Here is a 13,475-nt window from a genome sequence, read left to right as displayed (position 1 = left end):
CGGTCCACTGACCAGGTCACCCGCACGCGCCCCTCCCGCACCGACAGCGCGCCATACTTCGTCGCATTGGTCGCAAGCTCATGCAGCACCATGGACACCGCCTGCACGGCATCAGGGGCCAGCGCAAGATCGGGGCCGTCCACCGTCACCCGCTCCTCCGACGCCATCCGCGCCGGACCCTCGCCTCGGCCAGGCTGGAAGACCGCAAGCTCGGCCTCGACAAGCTCCCGCAAGGGCGCCCGCTCCCACCTGCACTCGGCCAGCATCGTATGCGCCCGCGCGAGCGCGCCGACGCGGCCCTCGACGGCCTGGGCGTAGGCGTCGGCGTCATCCTTGCGGGTCAGGCGCAGCGCCGCCAGCACGATGGACAGCGCGTTTTTCGCGCGGTGGTCCACCTCGCGCATCAGCAGGGTCTGGCGCTCTTCGATGGCCTTGCGCTCCGTGATGTCCACGTTGACGCCGAACATGCGGCCGGGCCGGCCGTCCGGTCCTGGGATGCGGCGGCCCCGGCCGGTCATCCAGCGCACCTCGCGCGTGCCGTCCGGCGTGCGGCGCCAGACCCGGAAGTCGGCGTCGAACTCGCCGGAGGCGAAGGAGGCAGCGGCCGACGTCTCGACCAGCGCCCGATCCTCAGGGTAGACCAGCTCGTTCAAGAAGCGGGCGAAGTCCACCGGACCGTCGCGCACCCGATCCAACCCGAACAGGGCATACTGCTCGTCGGACCACTCCACCTCGCCGGTGTCGGGGTCCAGCACCCAGGTGCCCGTCCGTGCCGCCTGCTGGGCGACGCGCAGCTTCGTCTCGTTGTCGTGCAGCGCGGCCGTCCGTTCCTCCACGCGCCGCTCGAGGTCGGCGTTCACGGCGGCAAGGTCACGCTGCCCTCGCCGGAGCAGGATGGCGAAGCCGACCAGCACGGCCCAGGCCGGTAGTCCGAAGGCGAGCTGCAGCAGGACTGTCTCGCGCCACTGAGCGGCGATTGACGCCGTGGGTCGCGCCATTGTCGCGTAGAGCGGCAGTTCGCCGACGCGACGAAAGGCGACCAGGCGAGCCCCCGATGCGTGAAGGTCTATGACGGCGCCAATCGGATGGCCGATGAAGGTGCCCCGAACCTCGCCTGCTGCGGCCGCGTTTCGGAAGGGGCTGTTGGCGGGGACGCTCGTCAGAACGGGGGACAGGCCGGTGCTGCGTGCCAGCAGGGCGCCGTCTGACCGCAGCAGGGACGCCGCATCGCCCTCTTCGGCGGGGATAGCGGCCAAGCCGGCGGAGAGCCGCGCGGGATCGACGGAGACATTGATGAGGCCGTCAAAGCTGCCAGGCGGCAGCCCGTTGCCAGTGCCGGCGCGCCGACGGCTGATCGCGAAGAAGACATTGGTGTCAATCCTCCCCGTCGTAATGGCGCTGATGTGCAGGTCCGGCGCGCCGGGCTCGCGCAGCGCGACGAACCACTCGCCGTCGGCGACGCGCACGCCGCGCGGCACCGGGTAGACGTTCGCAGTGAGCAGGATTTCGGCGTCGCGCCCGACCACCGCCAACGTCAGGACCCCAGGCAGCGAGGGCAGGAGGTCCCGCAGCGCCTGGTGCAGCTCGCCCTCCCTGGCTCGGACGTCGTCGTCGGAGAGGCCGTGCAGCAGGCGGTTGGTGAGGTCGGCGGCGAGGCGATGGGCGTCGAGAACCCGGAGCGCGTATTCGGCGGCGACATCAGCTCCCCGCACCAGTTCGCGCTCGGCCGCGCGCCAAGTGTCGCGCCAGGCAAGCCAGGCGAAGACCACCAGCACGAGAAGAGGGACGGTGAGCGCGGCCAAGACGCTGAAGCGCCTCGGTGCAGCAGTCCGCATGGGTAGAACGCGCGCCCAATCGAGGCGCGCCTCATCGCGCTGCAAGCCGGGATCGACGTTCATGGCCCCCCAAGGCGAACAGGCTGCCTTGTAACGACGGCATCGGGCGGCCGCAACGACGTGCGCTGCGACCGGGAGAGGGACGGGAACGGGATCCGCAACGAATTTTCGGGGGAGCCGTATCAGCAGGCCCGCCACCCCCCCGTTTCGATGCCGCGGGGGGGGGCCGGCCGGCCGTCACGCGAAATGGCCGCTCCCTGGCGGAGCCGCCGGATGGCGCCGCCCTCATGGAGGCCGGCGCGCGGTCCGGCTAGGCTGCTCGTCATGACGTCCGCGACGCCTATCCGCGTGAACCGCGCGCCGGTGCTGACCCTCTGGGCCTCGGTCGTCGCCGCGCTGCTCGGCTCCCGGCCGCGGGCCCGGCAGCGCGCCGCTGCCATCGTCCGCGACGCTATGGTCGTCGTCGGCGAGAAGATGTGGGGCCTTGACGCGCCGAGCCTCGTCGCCGACGAACGGCTACTAGGCGGCCTTGCGGGGCCGCGCGGCACTGACCTCGATTTCGACGAGCCAGTCGGGATTGGCCAGGGCCGCGACCTGGAAGACGGTGCGGACCGGCACGTTGGGCTGCGTCGTCGTTCCGAAGAAGTCGCGGTAGCCCGTCATGAAGCCCTCAAAGTCCATCCGGCCATCCCTGGCGGGGTCGCCCACCAGGTAGACTTGCATCCGCACGACATCGCCGAGGTCGAGGTTCAGGCGCCGCAGCGTCGCCTCGATCGTGCCCAGCACCGAGGCGGTCTGTGCCTTGGTGTCGCCGAGGTCGCTGCGCGAAAGCGCCGGCACCACGCCGGACAGATGCACCATGGGAACCCCGCTCTGCACCTCGACCGCAGAGGCGATGGGCAAGTCGGAGCCAGGGGTGCGATGCCGGCTGACACCAGGCTGCGGTGTCGGTGAGGGCATGGTTGGTATCAACGAAACAACTGGAAGGGCCCTCACGGTATGGTCCTCACTCGATTACAAAAACGTATCGGGACACCCGTCGCGATAGGTAAATCGTAACACCGCCAACGCGACCAGGCCATGCACCACGCAGGCCGGCCGCTGTCATGTTTTGATGTCGCAAAGCTGCGCAGTCTGTGACGAGGGACCCCACCGGCACGCGCCTTGAGCAGCGGTTGGCGACGGCCTTCGGGCGGGGGAACGCGGACACGGTCCGCTTGCTCCGCCGTGAGGACGATCCCGTCCGCATCCAGGCGGGGCTGGCGCGGCCGTATGATGGGCGCGGCACGGACGGCGCGGGGGATGGTGCGGATCGCCGGGCGCAACGCCGCCGTGGAGGTCTTGCAGCTAATCGGTGTCGCCGCCGCTTGCCCAGAGCCCGGTGAGCTTGGCCTCGGATGGTTCGCCGACCGGATCGCACGCCGGCGTGGGTGCGTGGACTACCGCCGGATCCGCGTTTTCACGGCGGCTACGAGCTGCTCGAGCTCGAACGGCTTCACCAAGCAGTTCTTACGCAGCGCGTCGGGCAGGCCATCGACGCTGCGATCGTCGCCTGTCATGACCACCACCGCGACGCTCGGCCATCGGCGGCACACCTCCTCGGCGAGCGCCACACCGTCGATACCAGGGCCCAGGTTCACATCCGCCACGACCGCCGCAGGCAAAGGCTGTCCCTGGCGATCCAGGGCATCGAGCCCGTCCTCGGCGGTGCCGACAGGCATCACCTCCAGGCCAGCATCCGTCAGGGCCTCGAGTAGCACGTCACGGACGAGGGGATCGTCTTCGACCAGCAGGATGTCGATGGAGTTGGCCGCGGCCATTCGCAACAGAACCTCGCCACCATGGGCACGCGCGTTGGCCTTGGCTGCCGAGGTCACTACCAGCATCCGGTTCGCCCTGTCGTCAGCAATAGAGATACAAACGCGTCCCCTGTCCTCGCCGACCAGAGGTTGGGATGCCCCTACGCGGCAGTCGCGGCTCCCGATGCCAGGGCGCGCGCGACCGGCACGGTCATGACGCAGACCAGTCCATCCTCCTCCCACCGGCGCTCGACGCCGCCACCGAGTTGGTTCCCGAGCGTCGCTTCGATCACCCGCGAGCCGAAGCCGCGCCGTTCCGGTGGGCCTTGCACGCGCGGCCCGCCTCGCTCGCGCCAGATGAGGATCAGATTGCCGGTCACGCGGTCTACCCGCCACGTTACCCGCACGTGCCCCTCCCGCACCGACAGCGCGCCATACTTCGTCGCATTGGTCGCAAGCTCATGCAGCACCATGGACACCGCCTGCACGGCATCAGGGGCCAGCGCGAGATCGGGGCCGTCCACCGTCACCCGCTCCTCCGACGCCATCCGCGCGGGATCCTCGCCTAGGCCCGGCTGGAAGACCGCCAGCTCGGCCTCGACCAGTTCCCGCAGGGGCGCGCGCTCCCAGCGACCCTCGGCCAGCATCGTATGCGCCCGCGCGAGCGCGCCGACGCGGCCCTCGACGGCCTGGGCGTAGGCGTCGGCGTCATCCTTGCGGGTCAGGCGCAGCGCCGCCAGCACGACGGACAGCGCGTTCTTCGCGCGGTGATCGACCTCCCGCATGAGCAGCGCCCGCTGCTCTTCCGACGCCTTCTGCTCGGTAATGTCGGCGACGATCAGGACGGCGCCCGTCACCCCGACCATGTCGCGCAGCGGGACGGCGAGGACACGCGTCCACGTCCCGGCCCCGTCCTCCTCGGTGTAGAGGAGTTCCATGCCGGGCACGACCATTTCGCCGCGCAATGCTCGCGCACCTGGAAAGTCCGAGCAGTCCAACAGACTGCCGTCCTGCCGGTAGCTTCGCCAGCGGTTGCGCCGCGCTTCGTCCCGCGACGGGATGAGCTCCGGGACGAACCGCCGCAGCGCCGCATTGGCAACCAGGAGCCGGCCGTCAGCGTCGCACAGCCCGACGCCGAGCGGCAGCGCGTCCACCAGCGTGGACAGCCGCTGTGCGCCTTCGCGTAGCCGGGCCTCGCTCTCGGCCAGCGCGCGGGCGGCGGCGCGCTCCTCGGTCACCTCACGGGCGACAACGTTAACAGCGATGATGCGGCCCGCCTCGTCACGGATCGGGCTGTAGTCCACGATCCATGCTCGTCGGGCTAGGGGTTGCGCCGGCGTCTCACCCTCGATTTCCAGCCCGAGCACCGGCTGGCCTGTTTCGACCACGCGACGGAGCACATCCTCGCACGCGTCGGCGATACCGGGGACGACCTCCCTGATGGTCCGCCCGATATGGGCCTCGACGGGCACGCCGTTCATCTCGGCGAGACCGGCATTGACGCGCTTGTAGCGACCTTCCAGGTCGAGGACGCATAGCCCGACCGGCGCCGTCGAGTAGACTGCGTCAAGCTGGGTCAGGGCATTGCGGGCAACCGCCTCGCGATCGCGCAGCTCGGCCGTGCGCGCCGCAATCCGCTCCTCGAGACCGGCGTTCGCGGTGGCGAGGTCGCGCTCGCGGCGGCGGACCCGCAGCGCGAGGCCCACCAGCGCGAGCATCGCCGGCACCCCGAACGCCAGTTGCAGGCCAACCGCGTCCCGCCACCGCGCCACGATGGCGGAGCGCGGTCGGGCAACCGAGGCGATCGCCGGCCAGCCGTCCACCCGCCTCAGCGCCGACAGGCGCTCGACGCCGTCTACGCCGGAACGCACAAGCGCGGTGCCGCGCGTGGCGCCATTCGCCACCGCCCGCGCGACAGGGTGCTGGAAGGTGGCCGGCGGAAGCGGCCCCGTCATGCCGGTCGAGCGCGCCAGCACCTGGCCGTCGTCGCGGACCAGGGCGAGGACGTCAGTGGATCCATCGCCATCGCCCGGCAGCAGGCGCCGCAGCCCGGCGCTCATCGCATTGCTGGCGGGCGAGACGACGACCACGCCGTCATACGCGCCGGGGGGCAGGCCATTGCCGCCGCGCTCGCGCCTTCGCGCGACCGAGAAGAACGGCCTGTCGAGGACGCGTCCGACGAAGACCTTGCCGAGGTAGACCGGCGGGGCATCGGGGCCGCGCAGGGCCTGATTGTAGTCGCGGTCCATGAAGACCTCGGAGAGCGGCGGCGCGGGGAAGATCGCGCCGCTGACCAGCGTGCGGGCGTCCCGGTCATGCAGGAACACATGCTGCTCGTTGTCGTCGCGGGTCCGCTGCCCGATCGCGCGCAGAGCGGCGTGATAGTCCCCCTCGCGCGCGCGGATGTCCTCGTCCGACAGGCCGGCCAGCATTTCGTCGGCCCGGTCCAGCCGCAGCAGGAAGCCGTCCAGCACGCGCCGGGCATATTCTGCCCCGGCCTCGGCAGTGCGGGTCACCTCGGCCTCCGCCTCCCGCCACGCCTGCCGCCACGAGAACCAGGCGCTTGCGGCCATCAGCAGCAGCGGCAGCGCAATCGCGAACGGGAGTAGGAGCGACACCGCAGGTGGTGACCGGCGCGCGGCTGTGGCAGGGCCGGGTGTGTCGGCGAGACCGAGGAGAACGCCTCCTGCGTCCGGGCGACTCACGCCCCGTTGCTCCGTCGCCCTCGCAGCGAGGATGGTCGGTTCGGGCTTCTCCTCGTAGATCTGGTTCAACCCGCGGCCTTCATTCGGTGAGCGGCTGTTGCGGTAGGCCGGCGATCCTCCACGAAGTCGATATTCGCTGGAAGAGGTGACGCAATGGCGATCCGATACAATTTCGTCGGGGGTGTATCATGAGACCCCCTACCCCCACTTTTCGATGCTGCCGGGGGGGGCGCCCGCCCGCAGGCAAAATGGCCGCCGCTCCGCGGAGCTGCCGGATGGCGCCGCCCTCATGGAGACCGGCGCGCGGTTCGGCTAGGCTGCTCGTCATGACGTCCGCGACGCCTATCCGCGTGAACCGCGCGCCGGTGCTGACCCTCTGGGCGGCTGTGGTCGCCGAGCAGCTCGGCCACCCGCCCGACACCGCGTTGAGCATGGCCAGCATCGTAGCCGGCACGGCCGCCCAGGCGAAGGCGCGGCGGTTGGGGATCGTAGAGCAGCGCGAGAAGACGTCGCGCGAGAAGCGCGAGGGCGCGCCGGTCGAGCAAATCGTCCGCCTGCTCGGGAAGGACATCCGCCTGGTCGCCGACGCCGACGGCGTGATCCTGGCGGCCGGCAGCGACGGCAAGCTGGCCCCAGCGGCGCCGGTGAGGGCCTGCGTCGCTGCGCGTTTGTCCACCACCGGCGACAGCAGGCGCGACCACCAATCCAGTGGCTCTTGATGAGCTTGGCGCCCGACTGGGCCGAGTAGACGAAGCCTAGCGATCAGATGCCGTTCGGGACGGGGATGTAGATCACCTGCTGCTCCTCGTCGGGGTGGCGGGATATGTGGCCCTTGCCCCAGGTGTCCTCAGCCAGGACCACGCTCCCCGGCCCGATCCGTCGCACATCACCGTCGCTCGTCTCGAACTCGGTTTCCCCCGTCAGGAACACGACCAACTGACGCTCGGGCGGCGTGTGCCAGTCAACAACACCAAGCGCGGGGGGATGGGTAACGAATTGGACGCTCGTCGCCTGGTGGCGAGCCGATAGCCTGAACGGCGGCGCGCCGGGAAAGACCTCCTTGGGCGACAGCGGGATGTCCACCTCGGCGAGATGCGACTCGCCTTGCGCGTCGGCGTAGATGCGAAGGCACTTCATCGGCTCCCTCCCAAAAAATCGCTCCCGCAAAGCCAGGGCCGCGATGGTGCCGGGCGACACGCCGCCGCGCCGCGGCTGCCAGCACCCATAGCTTGCATTGACCGCGGAAGCTGCACCTCAACCGCATCCGCCACGCGACGCTCTGAGGCGCCGCGGTCAGGCGCCGAGGATGCTATCGTCGTCAGCATGAAGCGGCCGAAACTCATCCCCGCGCGCGACGCCGCGATCTGCTGGTTCTGCGAAGGCGGAGCCGCGGGGGCCTTCGCGGTCACCGCGGTCCATGTCTTCCACGCGCGCGACATCCTCCCCGGCGGCCCGGCCAACTCGATCTGGTCGAGGCCCGACGCGATAACGCACGGCTGCGTCTTCTCGGACTGGATGAACGGGATGCCCAACATGACCCCGGAGTGGGTGTTCTCCGAGCTGATGATCTTCCATGGGTTCGCGGACAGCAGGGTGGCGGAGCAGGCTCTCGCCGAGTTCGCCAAGATCGATACCTGCGCCTGGGCCCGCGCGATGGTCCCGACTGACCTGCCGGACAGGCCGCAGGTGCATTGGCGGTGGGCGCCGCCGAGGTAGGCGAGACGGTGGCGTGCGCGCGCCCCGTGGCCACTTCGCGGCCTAGAGCTTGTTAGCTCCTGAGCCAGTCGCTGGTGGCGGCGACGCAGATGCAGCGGATGCGCATCGTGTCCTCAGCCTTGCCTAGCGGACCTCGGGCAGGACGACGCGTGAGGCCCCGTCGGCCTCGAAGGTATCCGCCGCGTTGTAGGTCTCAACGGTCTGGCCCTCGTGCTCGGGCTCCAGCCGTTCGGTGCGGGGGTCGTCGGGGAAGAAGCAGATCTGCCGGAGCGGCGCCTCGCCCGTGTTGCGTAGCGAGTGCTTCACGCGGGCCGGCAGGATCAGCACGTCTCCCGCGCGGTAGGGCTCGGCCCCTGCCTCAGTCAGGCACTCGCCCTCCCCTTCCAGCACGAGGATGACCTCCTCCGCCGCGTGGAGGTGCCACGGGACCACGGCTCCGGGGCCGAGGACGTTCTCGTGGATGTCGGATCGCTCGGTCCCGAGCGTGGGGTTAGCGACGAAGTTGCGGACCCGGCTCCGCGATCCGCTCGGGAACCTGCCCAAGACCTGCCGCAGCACAGGCATCCGCGCCTCCTCGGGTCGTGCGCCACCGCGGAGACGGTGGCACAAGCGGCCAGTCCACCAGCGTCACATGTGGTCTACCGGCATCACATGCCGCCATGAAATCGAGCGAACGACGATCGGGCCGTCAAGCGGCGGCTCGCGGCAGGCGCGGCACCACAACTCGCGCCGCAGGCCGATGAGATGCAGGCGGGCGTCGGCGCCGACGAGGGCGACCAGGTCGTCGCGGCGGAATGTCCGGGTCCCGCAGAAGCAGCGGAACGCCAGGCCCTCGTCGCGGGCGAGGTCGCTGACGCTCAGGGTGGCCGCGGCCTCCACGATATCGTCCCCTACCTACCCGCCGGCCGTGTGCTGGGGCGTGTGCAGGAACCCCGCCTTGCCGGTCAGGGCCTCGGCAAGCCCGTCCAGGGCGGTCAGGACGTCGCTGGCGGCCCGGTAGGCCGGCGGCGGCCTGCTGCCACACAGAGGGAGCAAAAGGGTCCGCTCGGGGTCCGCAGCAAAGTCGAAGCTGTGGACAAGTTGGGCTAAGTGCTTTGCCGGGTGAGGGATTTGAACCCCCGACCTTCGGTTTACAAAACCGCTGCACTACCGCTGTGCTAACCCGGCCCGCCGCCACACCTAGCGCGCCGCCCGCGCCCGCTCAACGCCGTCTCGTCGCGGCGAACCCATGCCGCCCTCGCAGGAATATGTCCCGCGCCGTGGGATCGCCGGGAGACGCGGCGCGTCTGACGCCGGGTTCACGGGCAAAGGGGGCAGGTGCGGATGGCCTCGGGCCTGCTCGGCAGGAGCGGCACGACGTGGCCTCGCGCCGCGGTGCTGTTGCTCGCGCTCGTCGTCCTCGGCGCGGGGGCGGCGCTGCGCTCGGCGGAGTACGACGAGAGCTACACCAGGCTCGTCACCTCGCCCGTGCCGCGGCCCGACTGGCCCGACCGTCCCTTCACGCCGGAGGAGGCGCGGCCGCGCCTCGACGCCGTGGCCAACGCATCGGTGATCGCGCGCAACCTGCGTGAGACCGACGTGCATCCCCCGCTCTATTTCTGGCTCGCCGGCGCCTGGCGGGCGGCGGGCGGGACCTCGGTGGAGGCGCTGCGGGCGCTTTCCGTCCTGCTGTCGCTCGGCGCCGTCGCGGCCTTCATGGCGGCGGCGGCGGCGGCGGGGCTGCCGCCGGTCGCGACGGGGCTGCTCACCGCGCTGTCCTATGGCTTCGCCTATACCGGCGGTGTGGCGCGCGGCTTCGCACTGGCGCATCTGCTGATCGGCTTGGCCGCGCTGGCGGTATTGCGGGCGTGGCGCGGCAGGTCGGCCGGGCTGGCGGCGCTGGGCGGGCTGGCGGCCGGCGCGGCCTCCTGCGCGAACTACCTCGCGGCCTTTCCGGGGGCGGCGATGCTGGCCTGGCTGGTCGTCGCGCCGCTGCCGTGGCGCGACCGGCTGAGGCTCGCCGCGGCGGCCGGCGTGCCCTTCCTGCTTGCGCAGGGCGTGAACCTCCATTTCTTCCTCGCCCAGCGCGCGTCCCGCCCCGGCCAGTTCGAGCCCTTCCGGCCGCTCGACGCCATCGCCTCCCTGGCGCGGTTCAACCTGGCCAATCTCCTGGGCGCGCTGCCGCTCTACCTCATGCCGCCCTGGAGCACGCTGGCCGCGGCCGGGCTGGCCGCGCTGGCGCTCGGCGCAGGCTTGGCGGTCGCGCTGCGCTGGCGCGCGATCGGGCCGACGCGCTGGTTCTGGCTCGCGGGCTTCGCGGCGCCGTCGCTCGGCCTGCTGCTGCTGGCGGCGACGGCCGGCGCGATGGCGATCGAGCTCCGCTACCTCGCCTTCGCCGCGCCCTTCGCGGCGGCGCTGGTGGCCGGCGCCGCGGCGGGCTGGCAGCGCCGCGCGCCGAGGCTCGCGCCGCTCGCGCTCGGCCTGCTGCTGGCGGTGCAGGCGGCCGGCGTCGCGGGCATGGCGCTGCATCCCGAGACGCGGCAGGGCTACCGGGAGTCGCTGGCCGCGGCCGCCCCGTCGCTGCCTGGCGGGCTGCTGCTGGTCCCGATCGGCAATGACGGCGTCGGCCTGGTCGGCGCCGTGCTGGCCGAGGCGCCGCGCGACCAGCCGATCCTGCTGCTGCGCGAGGCGGAGGCCGCGACGCTGCCTGCCCGCGTCGCGACCTGGCCGCGCCTCGTCCTGCTCGGCCTGCATGATCGCGACGGCGCGCGCCAGCTGGCCGCCGCCCGCGCCGCGCTGCTCGGCGCCGGCTGGACCGTGGCGGCGACGCCCTGGCGCGATGCGCGTCGCGGCTTCGCGGTCGAGGTGCTGGCGCCGCGCCGCCTGTCAGGCGTGGCCGACCGGGCCGAAATTGTCCTCGTTGGTGGCGCGCACCACGGCGGCGAAGAGCCGTAGCGCATCGGGCCCGCCGCGGTCCGTCAGCGTGCCGCGGTCCATCTCCTCGGCGAGCAGCTCCGCATGCTCGGCGAGAGTTTCCGCCGCCCGGCGCAGCGCCTCGCGCGAGAGGATGAGCTGCAGGTCCTCGGGCAGGGTGTTCCAGGTCGCGGGTTGCATGGCGCTCCTTCGGTCGGGCGCCGTCCTGGCGATCTCGTCGCGAACCATCATGCTGCGCTGGGATTGCCGAAGGGTGAAGCCCGTCAGCCGAAGTGGATGTCCACCTTGCCCAGCACGTCGAACTCCGCCGTCACCCGGCACGGCCCGTCGAGCCAGGCCGGCGGCGTGACCGAGCCCAGGAACACGACCTGCCTTGCCTTGAGCCCGCCGAACAGCGTCGCGATGGGCGAGCCCGCGAGCCAGACCAGCGCCTCCACCGGATGGCCGAGAAGGTCGGCACCGACGCCCTCGCCGCGCAGCGCGCCGTCCACGCTGACGCGGCCGCGGATCGCGCCGAGATCGGCTTCCCGCCAGCCCTGCGCGGGCGCGCCGCAGACCACGGCGGCGTGGAAGAACTGGTCGGCGATCAGCGTCGGCGCGCCGGTCTCGCGGAAATCCTGGAAGCGGTTCTCCACGATCTCGATGCCGGCGAAGACCTCGCCGACGGCGGCTGCAGCGTCGGCTCGCGTGATCCTGCCGGGCGCGATGTCGCGCGCCAGGCGCAGCGCCACCTCGGGCTCGCAGCCCGGCGCGACGAAATCGGCGTACCGCAGCGTGGCGGGGCTTTGCAGGATGTTCACGGCCTCGATGAAGCCCGCGGCCGGTGTGGTCATGCCGAGATAGGCCTGCATCTGCCGTCCCGTCGCGCCGATCTTGAAGCCGGCAGGCGGCACGGCGCCGAGCATCTCGGCCATCTCGTGCTGGGCACGGTAGGCGGCCTCGATGTCGGCGGGCGCATCGGCGCCAAGGCCGGCCATGATCCGGCGGGCCTTGCGGCCGCCGAGCAGGGCGGTGGCGGCGCGGCTGGTCATGCCTCGGGCTCCTCCTCGTCCGGGGCGGCGGGAGCGCGCTCGCGGGCGATCTCGTACAGCGCGACGGCGGCGGCGGCGGCGACGTTCAGGCTCTCCATGCCGGAGGAGATGGGAAGCCGCACCAGCTCGTCGCAGGTCTCGCGCTGCAGGCGCCGCAGGCCGGCATCCTCGGCGCCCAGCACCAGCGCCACGCGCCGGTCGCGCGGGGCGGCCTCAGCCAGCGTCCGGGTCGCCTCGCCGGCCAGGCCCAGCACCCAGAAGCCGGCCTTCTGCAGCGTGACAATGGCGCGCGAGAGGTTCACCTCGCGCGCGATCGGCACGATCTCGAGCGCGCCGGAGGCGGCACGCGCCAGCGCGCCGGTCTCGGGCGGGGCATGGCGGTCCTGCATGACGACGCAGGCCGCGCCGAAGGCCGCCGCGGATCGCATGATCGCGCCGACGTTGCGGGGATCGGTCACCTGGTCGAGCAGCAGCACCGGCCCGTCCGACCTGGCGATCGCCTGGTCGAGGTCGAGCGGGGTCAGGGGCTCGGCCAGCAGCGCGGCGCCCTGGTGAACCGCGTCCTCCGGCAGGAAGGTCTGGAAGCGCTGGCGGTCCACGATGTCGGGCTGGACGCGCCAGGGCCGCGGCAGCCGCGTCGCGAGTTCCGCCTCGGCGTCATGCGTCAGCAGCAGCCGCTTCGCGCGCCGGCGCGGATTGGCCAGCGCCGCGGCGACGGCATGCAGCCCGTGGATCCAGAGGCTGCCGGCGGGCGTCGCCTCGCGCTCGGGCGGCTTCGCCGGGCGCGGCGGCGGGGCAGGGGGATCCGGCGCGCGGTTAGGGCGCGGGTCGTTCATGCCGCGCCGGTCGCGGCTGCGCGGCCTCGATGGTTCGGCCTCGGCCTCAGGCCTGCCCGGCGGCCTAGCGCGGTTGCCGTGCTGCGCGCGCGGTGGCCCGCCGTGCTTCCCCCCTTGCGGAGGACGGGAACCGGGCGGCCCGGGGCGGCGGGGGGGAGGACGATGCATGCCGCGCATAACGGCGCGCCGCGCGCCCCCTGTCCAGCGCGGCCTGCCACCCTCCGTGGCGTTGACAGCGCGCGCCCCATGGGGCTAGTCCGCCCGGCCCGTGACGAGCGGGCCGCGACGGAGCACGGAGGGGTGCCCGAGTGGCTAAAGGGGGCGGACTGTAAATCCGCTGGCTCAGCCTACGTTGGTTCGAATCCAACCCCCTCCATTCCCGTCGAGGCCAGTGTTGCAACGGGTGCCTGGCTTGCAGGCCGGCTAGGATGCGCCCCATCTGATCGTCGTGCGGAGAGCATGCGGGACGATGAGCGTGCGGGGTGCGGGTGTAGCTCAATGGTAGAGCCCCAGCCTTCCAAGCTGGTTGTGCGGGTTCGATTCCCGTCACCCGCTCCAGCCCGCCTGGGCTGAGCGCGCCGGCGGGGCGGCAGGCCTCCGGGATCCATCTTCTGACGCGTCGGGAAACAGGGCCATGGCG

The 13,475-nt window shown here is 71.9% G+C and carries 13 protein-coding genes and 3 tRNA genes; 5 read left to right on the top strand and 11 right to left on the bottom strand.

Features of this window, described 5'->3' with window-relative positions:
* From ACLF3M_RS34780 to ACLF3M_RS34765, 4 genes are all read right to left on the bottom strand, one after another.
* Positions 1-1,802: HWE histidine kinase domain-containing protein (locus ACLF3M_RS34780; RefSeq protein WP_430661608.1), on the bottom strand; the 1,802-nt coding region annotated here is incomplete at its 3' end.
* A 552-nt stretch (positions 1,803-2,354) separates the two neighbouring features.
* Positions 2,355-2,738, bottom strand: a complete 384-nt coding sequence (locus ACLF3M_RS34775; protein WP_430661607.1) for a RidA family protein — start codon at positions 2,736-2,738, stop codon at positions 2,355-2,357.
* A gap of 536 nt (positions 2,739-3,274) precedes the next feature.
* Complete coding sequence (locus ACLF3M_RS34770) at positions 3,275-3,721, bottom strand: response regulator (protein WP_430661606.1); 447 nt, start codon at positions 3,719-3,721, stop codon at positions 3,275-3,277.
* 74 nt (positions 3,722-3,795) lie between these two features.
* Positions 3,796-6,408 (bottom strand): PAS domain-containing protein, encoded by a 2,613-nt coding sequence (locus ACLF3M_RS34765; RefSeq protein ID WP_430661605.1) that lies wholly within the window; start codon positions 6,406-6,408, stop codon positions 3,796-3,798.
* A 257-nt stretch (positions 6,409-6,665) separates the two neighbouring features.
* Between ACLF3M_RS34765 and ACLF3M_RS34760 the strand changes: the two genes are divergently transcribed.
* On the top strand, positions 6,666-7,058 hold the full coding sequence (locus ACLF3M_RS34760; RefSeq protein ID WP_430661604.1) for a hypothetical protein: 393 nt from the start codon (positions 6,666-6,668) through the stop codon (positions 7,056-7,058).
* Positions 7,059-7,101: 43 nt separating this feature from the next.
* Here ACLF3M_RS34760 and ACLF3M_RS34755 read toward each other — a convergent pair whose 3' ends face one another.
* On the bottom strand, positions 7,102-7,476 hold the full coding sequence (locus ACLF3M_RS34755; protein WP_430661603.1) for a hypothetical protein: 375 nt from the start codon (positions 7,474-7,476) through the stop codon (positions 7,102-7,104).
* Between the two features lie 186 nt (positions 7,477-7,662).
* On the opposite strand from ACLF3M_RS34755, the gene ACLF3M_RS34750 reads away from it, so the two are divergent.
* Positions 7,663-8,055: a hypothetical protein gene (locus tag ACLF3M_RS34750; protein WP_430661602.1), complete on the top strand. Its 393-nt coding sequence runs from the start codon at positions 7,663-7,665 to the stop codon at positions 8,053-8,055.
* 123 nt (positions 8,056-8,178) lie between these two features.
* On the opposite strand, the gene ACLF3M_RS34745 is transcribed toward ACLF3M_RS34750, so the two are convergent.
* From ACLF3M_RS34745 to ACLF3M_RS34735, 3 genes are all read right to left on the bottom strand, one after another.
* Positions 8,179-8,619 (bottom strand): cupin domain-containing protein, encoded by a 441-nt coding sequence (locus tag ACLF3M_RS34745; protein WP_430661601.1) that lies wholly within the window; start codon positions 8,617-8,619, stop codon positions 8,179-8,181.
* A gap of 63 nt (positions 8,620-8,682) precedes the next feature.
* Positions 8,683-8,934: a hypothetical protein gene (locus ACLF3M_RS34740; protein WP_430661600.1), complete on the bottom strand. Its 252-nt coding sequence runs from the start codon at positions 8,932-8,934 to the stop codon at positions 8,683-8,685.
* Positions 8,935-9,150: 216 nt separating this feature from the next.
* Positions 9,151-9,222: transfer RNA gene (locus tag ACLF3M_RS34735), tRNA-Thr, on the bottom strand.
* Between the two features lie 156 nt (positions 9,223-9,378).
* Between ACLF3M_RS34735 and ACLF3M_RS34730 the strand changes: the two genes are divergently transcribed.
* Complete coding sequence (locus tag ACLF3M_RS34730) at positions 9,379-10,989, top strand: hypothetical protein (RefSeq protein ID WP_430661599.1); 1,611 nt, start codon at positions 9,379-9,381, stop codon at positions 10,987-10,989.
* On the opposite strand, the gene ACLF3M_RS34725 is transcribed toward ACLF3M_RS34730, so the two are convergent.
* From ACLF3M_RS34725 to rlmB, 3 genes are all read right to left on the bottom strand, one after another.
* Positions 10,921-11,148, bottom strand: a complete 228-nt coding sequence (locus tag ACLF3M_RS34725) for a hypothetical protein (RefSeq protein WP_430661598.1) — start codon at positions 11,146-11,148, stop codon at positions 10,921-10,923. The genes ACLF3M_RS34730 and ACLF3M_RS34725 overlap by 69 nt on opposite strands.
* An 83-nt stretch (positions 11,149-11,231) precedes the next feature.
* Positions 11,232-11,999: a 2-keto-4-pentenoate hydratase gene (locus ACLF3M_RS34720; RefSeq protein ID WP_430661597.1), complete on the bottom strand. Its 768-nt coding sequence runs from the start codon at positions 11,997-11,999 to the stop codon at positions 11,232-11,234.
* Positions 11,996-12,835, bottom strand: coding sequence for a 23S rRNA (guanosine(2251)-2'-O)-methyltransferase RlmB (gene rlmB / locus ACLF3M_RS34715; RefSeq protein WP_430661596.1), 840 nt, complete (start codon positions 12,833-12,835; stop codon positions 11,996-11,998). Before rlmB ends, ACLF3M_RS34720 begins: the two co-directional genes overlap by 4 nt.
* Positions 12,836-13,129: 294 nt before the next feature.
* On the opposite strand from rlmB, the gene ACLF3M_RS34710 reads away from it, so the two are divergent.
* Positions 13,130-13,211: transfer RNA gene (locus tag ACLF3M_RS34710), tRNA-Tyr, on the top strand.
* 108 nt (positions 13,212-13,319) lie between these two features.
* Positions 13,320-13,393, top strand: a tRNA-Gly gene (locus ACLF3M_RS34705).
* The last annotated feature ends 82 nt before the right edge of the window (positions 13,394-13,475 follow it).

Origin of the sequence: Falsiroseomonas sp. HW251 (genome assembly GCF_050563545.1) — a bacterium.
In the GTDB taxonomy this organism is placed as follows: domain Bacteria; phylum Pseudomonadota; class Alphaproteobacteria; order Acetobacterales; family Acetobacteraceae; genus Falsiroseomonas.
This window is presented reverse-complemented; position numbering and strand designations above follow the sequence as displayed.

What these genes read in the sequence shown, in the direction of transcription:
- rlmB (WP_430661596.1), bottom strand. Translation starts at nt 12,835, where the DNA reads ATGAACGACCCGCGCCCTAACCGCGCGCCGGATCCCCCTGCCCCGCCG.
- ACLF3M_RS34755 (WP_430661603.1), bottom strand. Translation starts at nt 7,476, where the DNA reads ATGAAGTGCCTTCGCATCTACGCCGACGCGCAAGGCGAGTCGCATCTC.
- ACLF3M_RS34770 (WP_430661606.1), bottom strand. Translation starts at nt 3,721, where the DNA reads ATGCTGGTAGTGACCTCGGCAGCCAAGGCCAACGCGCGTGCCCATGGT.
- ACLF3M_RS34760 (WP_430661604.1), top strand. Translation starts at nt 6,666, where the DNA reads ATGACGTCCGCGACGCCTATCCGCGTGAACCGCGCGCCGGTGCTGACC.
- ACLF3M_RS34720 (WP_430661597.1), bottom strand. Translation starts at nt 11,999, where the DNA reads ATGACCAGCCGCGCCGCCACCGCCCTGCTCGGCGGCCGCAAGGCCCGC.
- ACLF3M_RS34745 (WP_430661601.1), bottom strand. Translation starts at nt 8,619, where the DNA reads ATGCCTGTGCTGCGGCAGGTCTTGGGCAGGTTCCCGAGCGGATCGCGG.
- ACLF3M_RS34750 (WP_430661602.1), top strand. Translation starts at nt 7,663, where the DNA reads ATGAAGCGGCCGAAACTCATCCCCGCGCGCGACGCCGCGATCTGCTGG.
- ACLF3M_RS34730 (WP_430661599.1), top strand. Translation starts at nt 9,379, where the DNA reads ATGGCCTCGGGCCTGCTCGGCAGGAGCGGCACGACGTGGCCTCGCGCC.
- ACLF3M_RS34725 (WP_430661598.1), bottom strand. Translation starts at nt 11,148, where the DNA reads ATGCAACCCGCGACCTGGAACACCCTGCCCGAGGACCTGCAGCTCATC.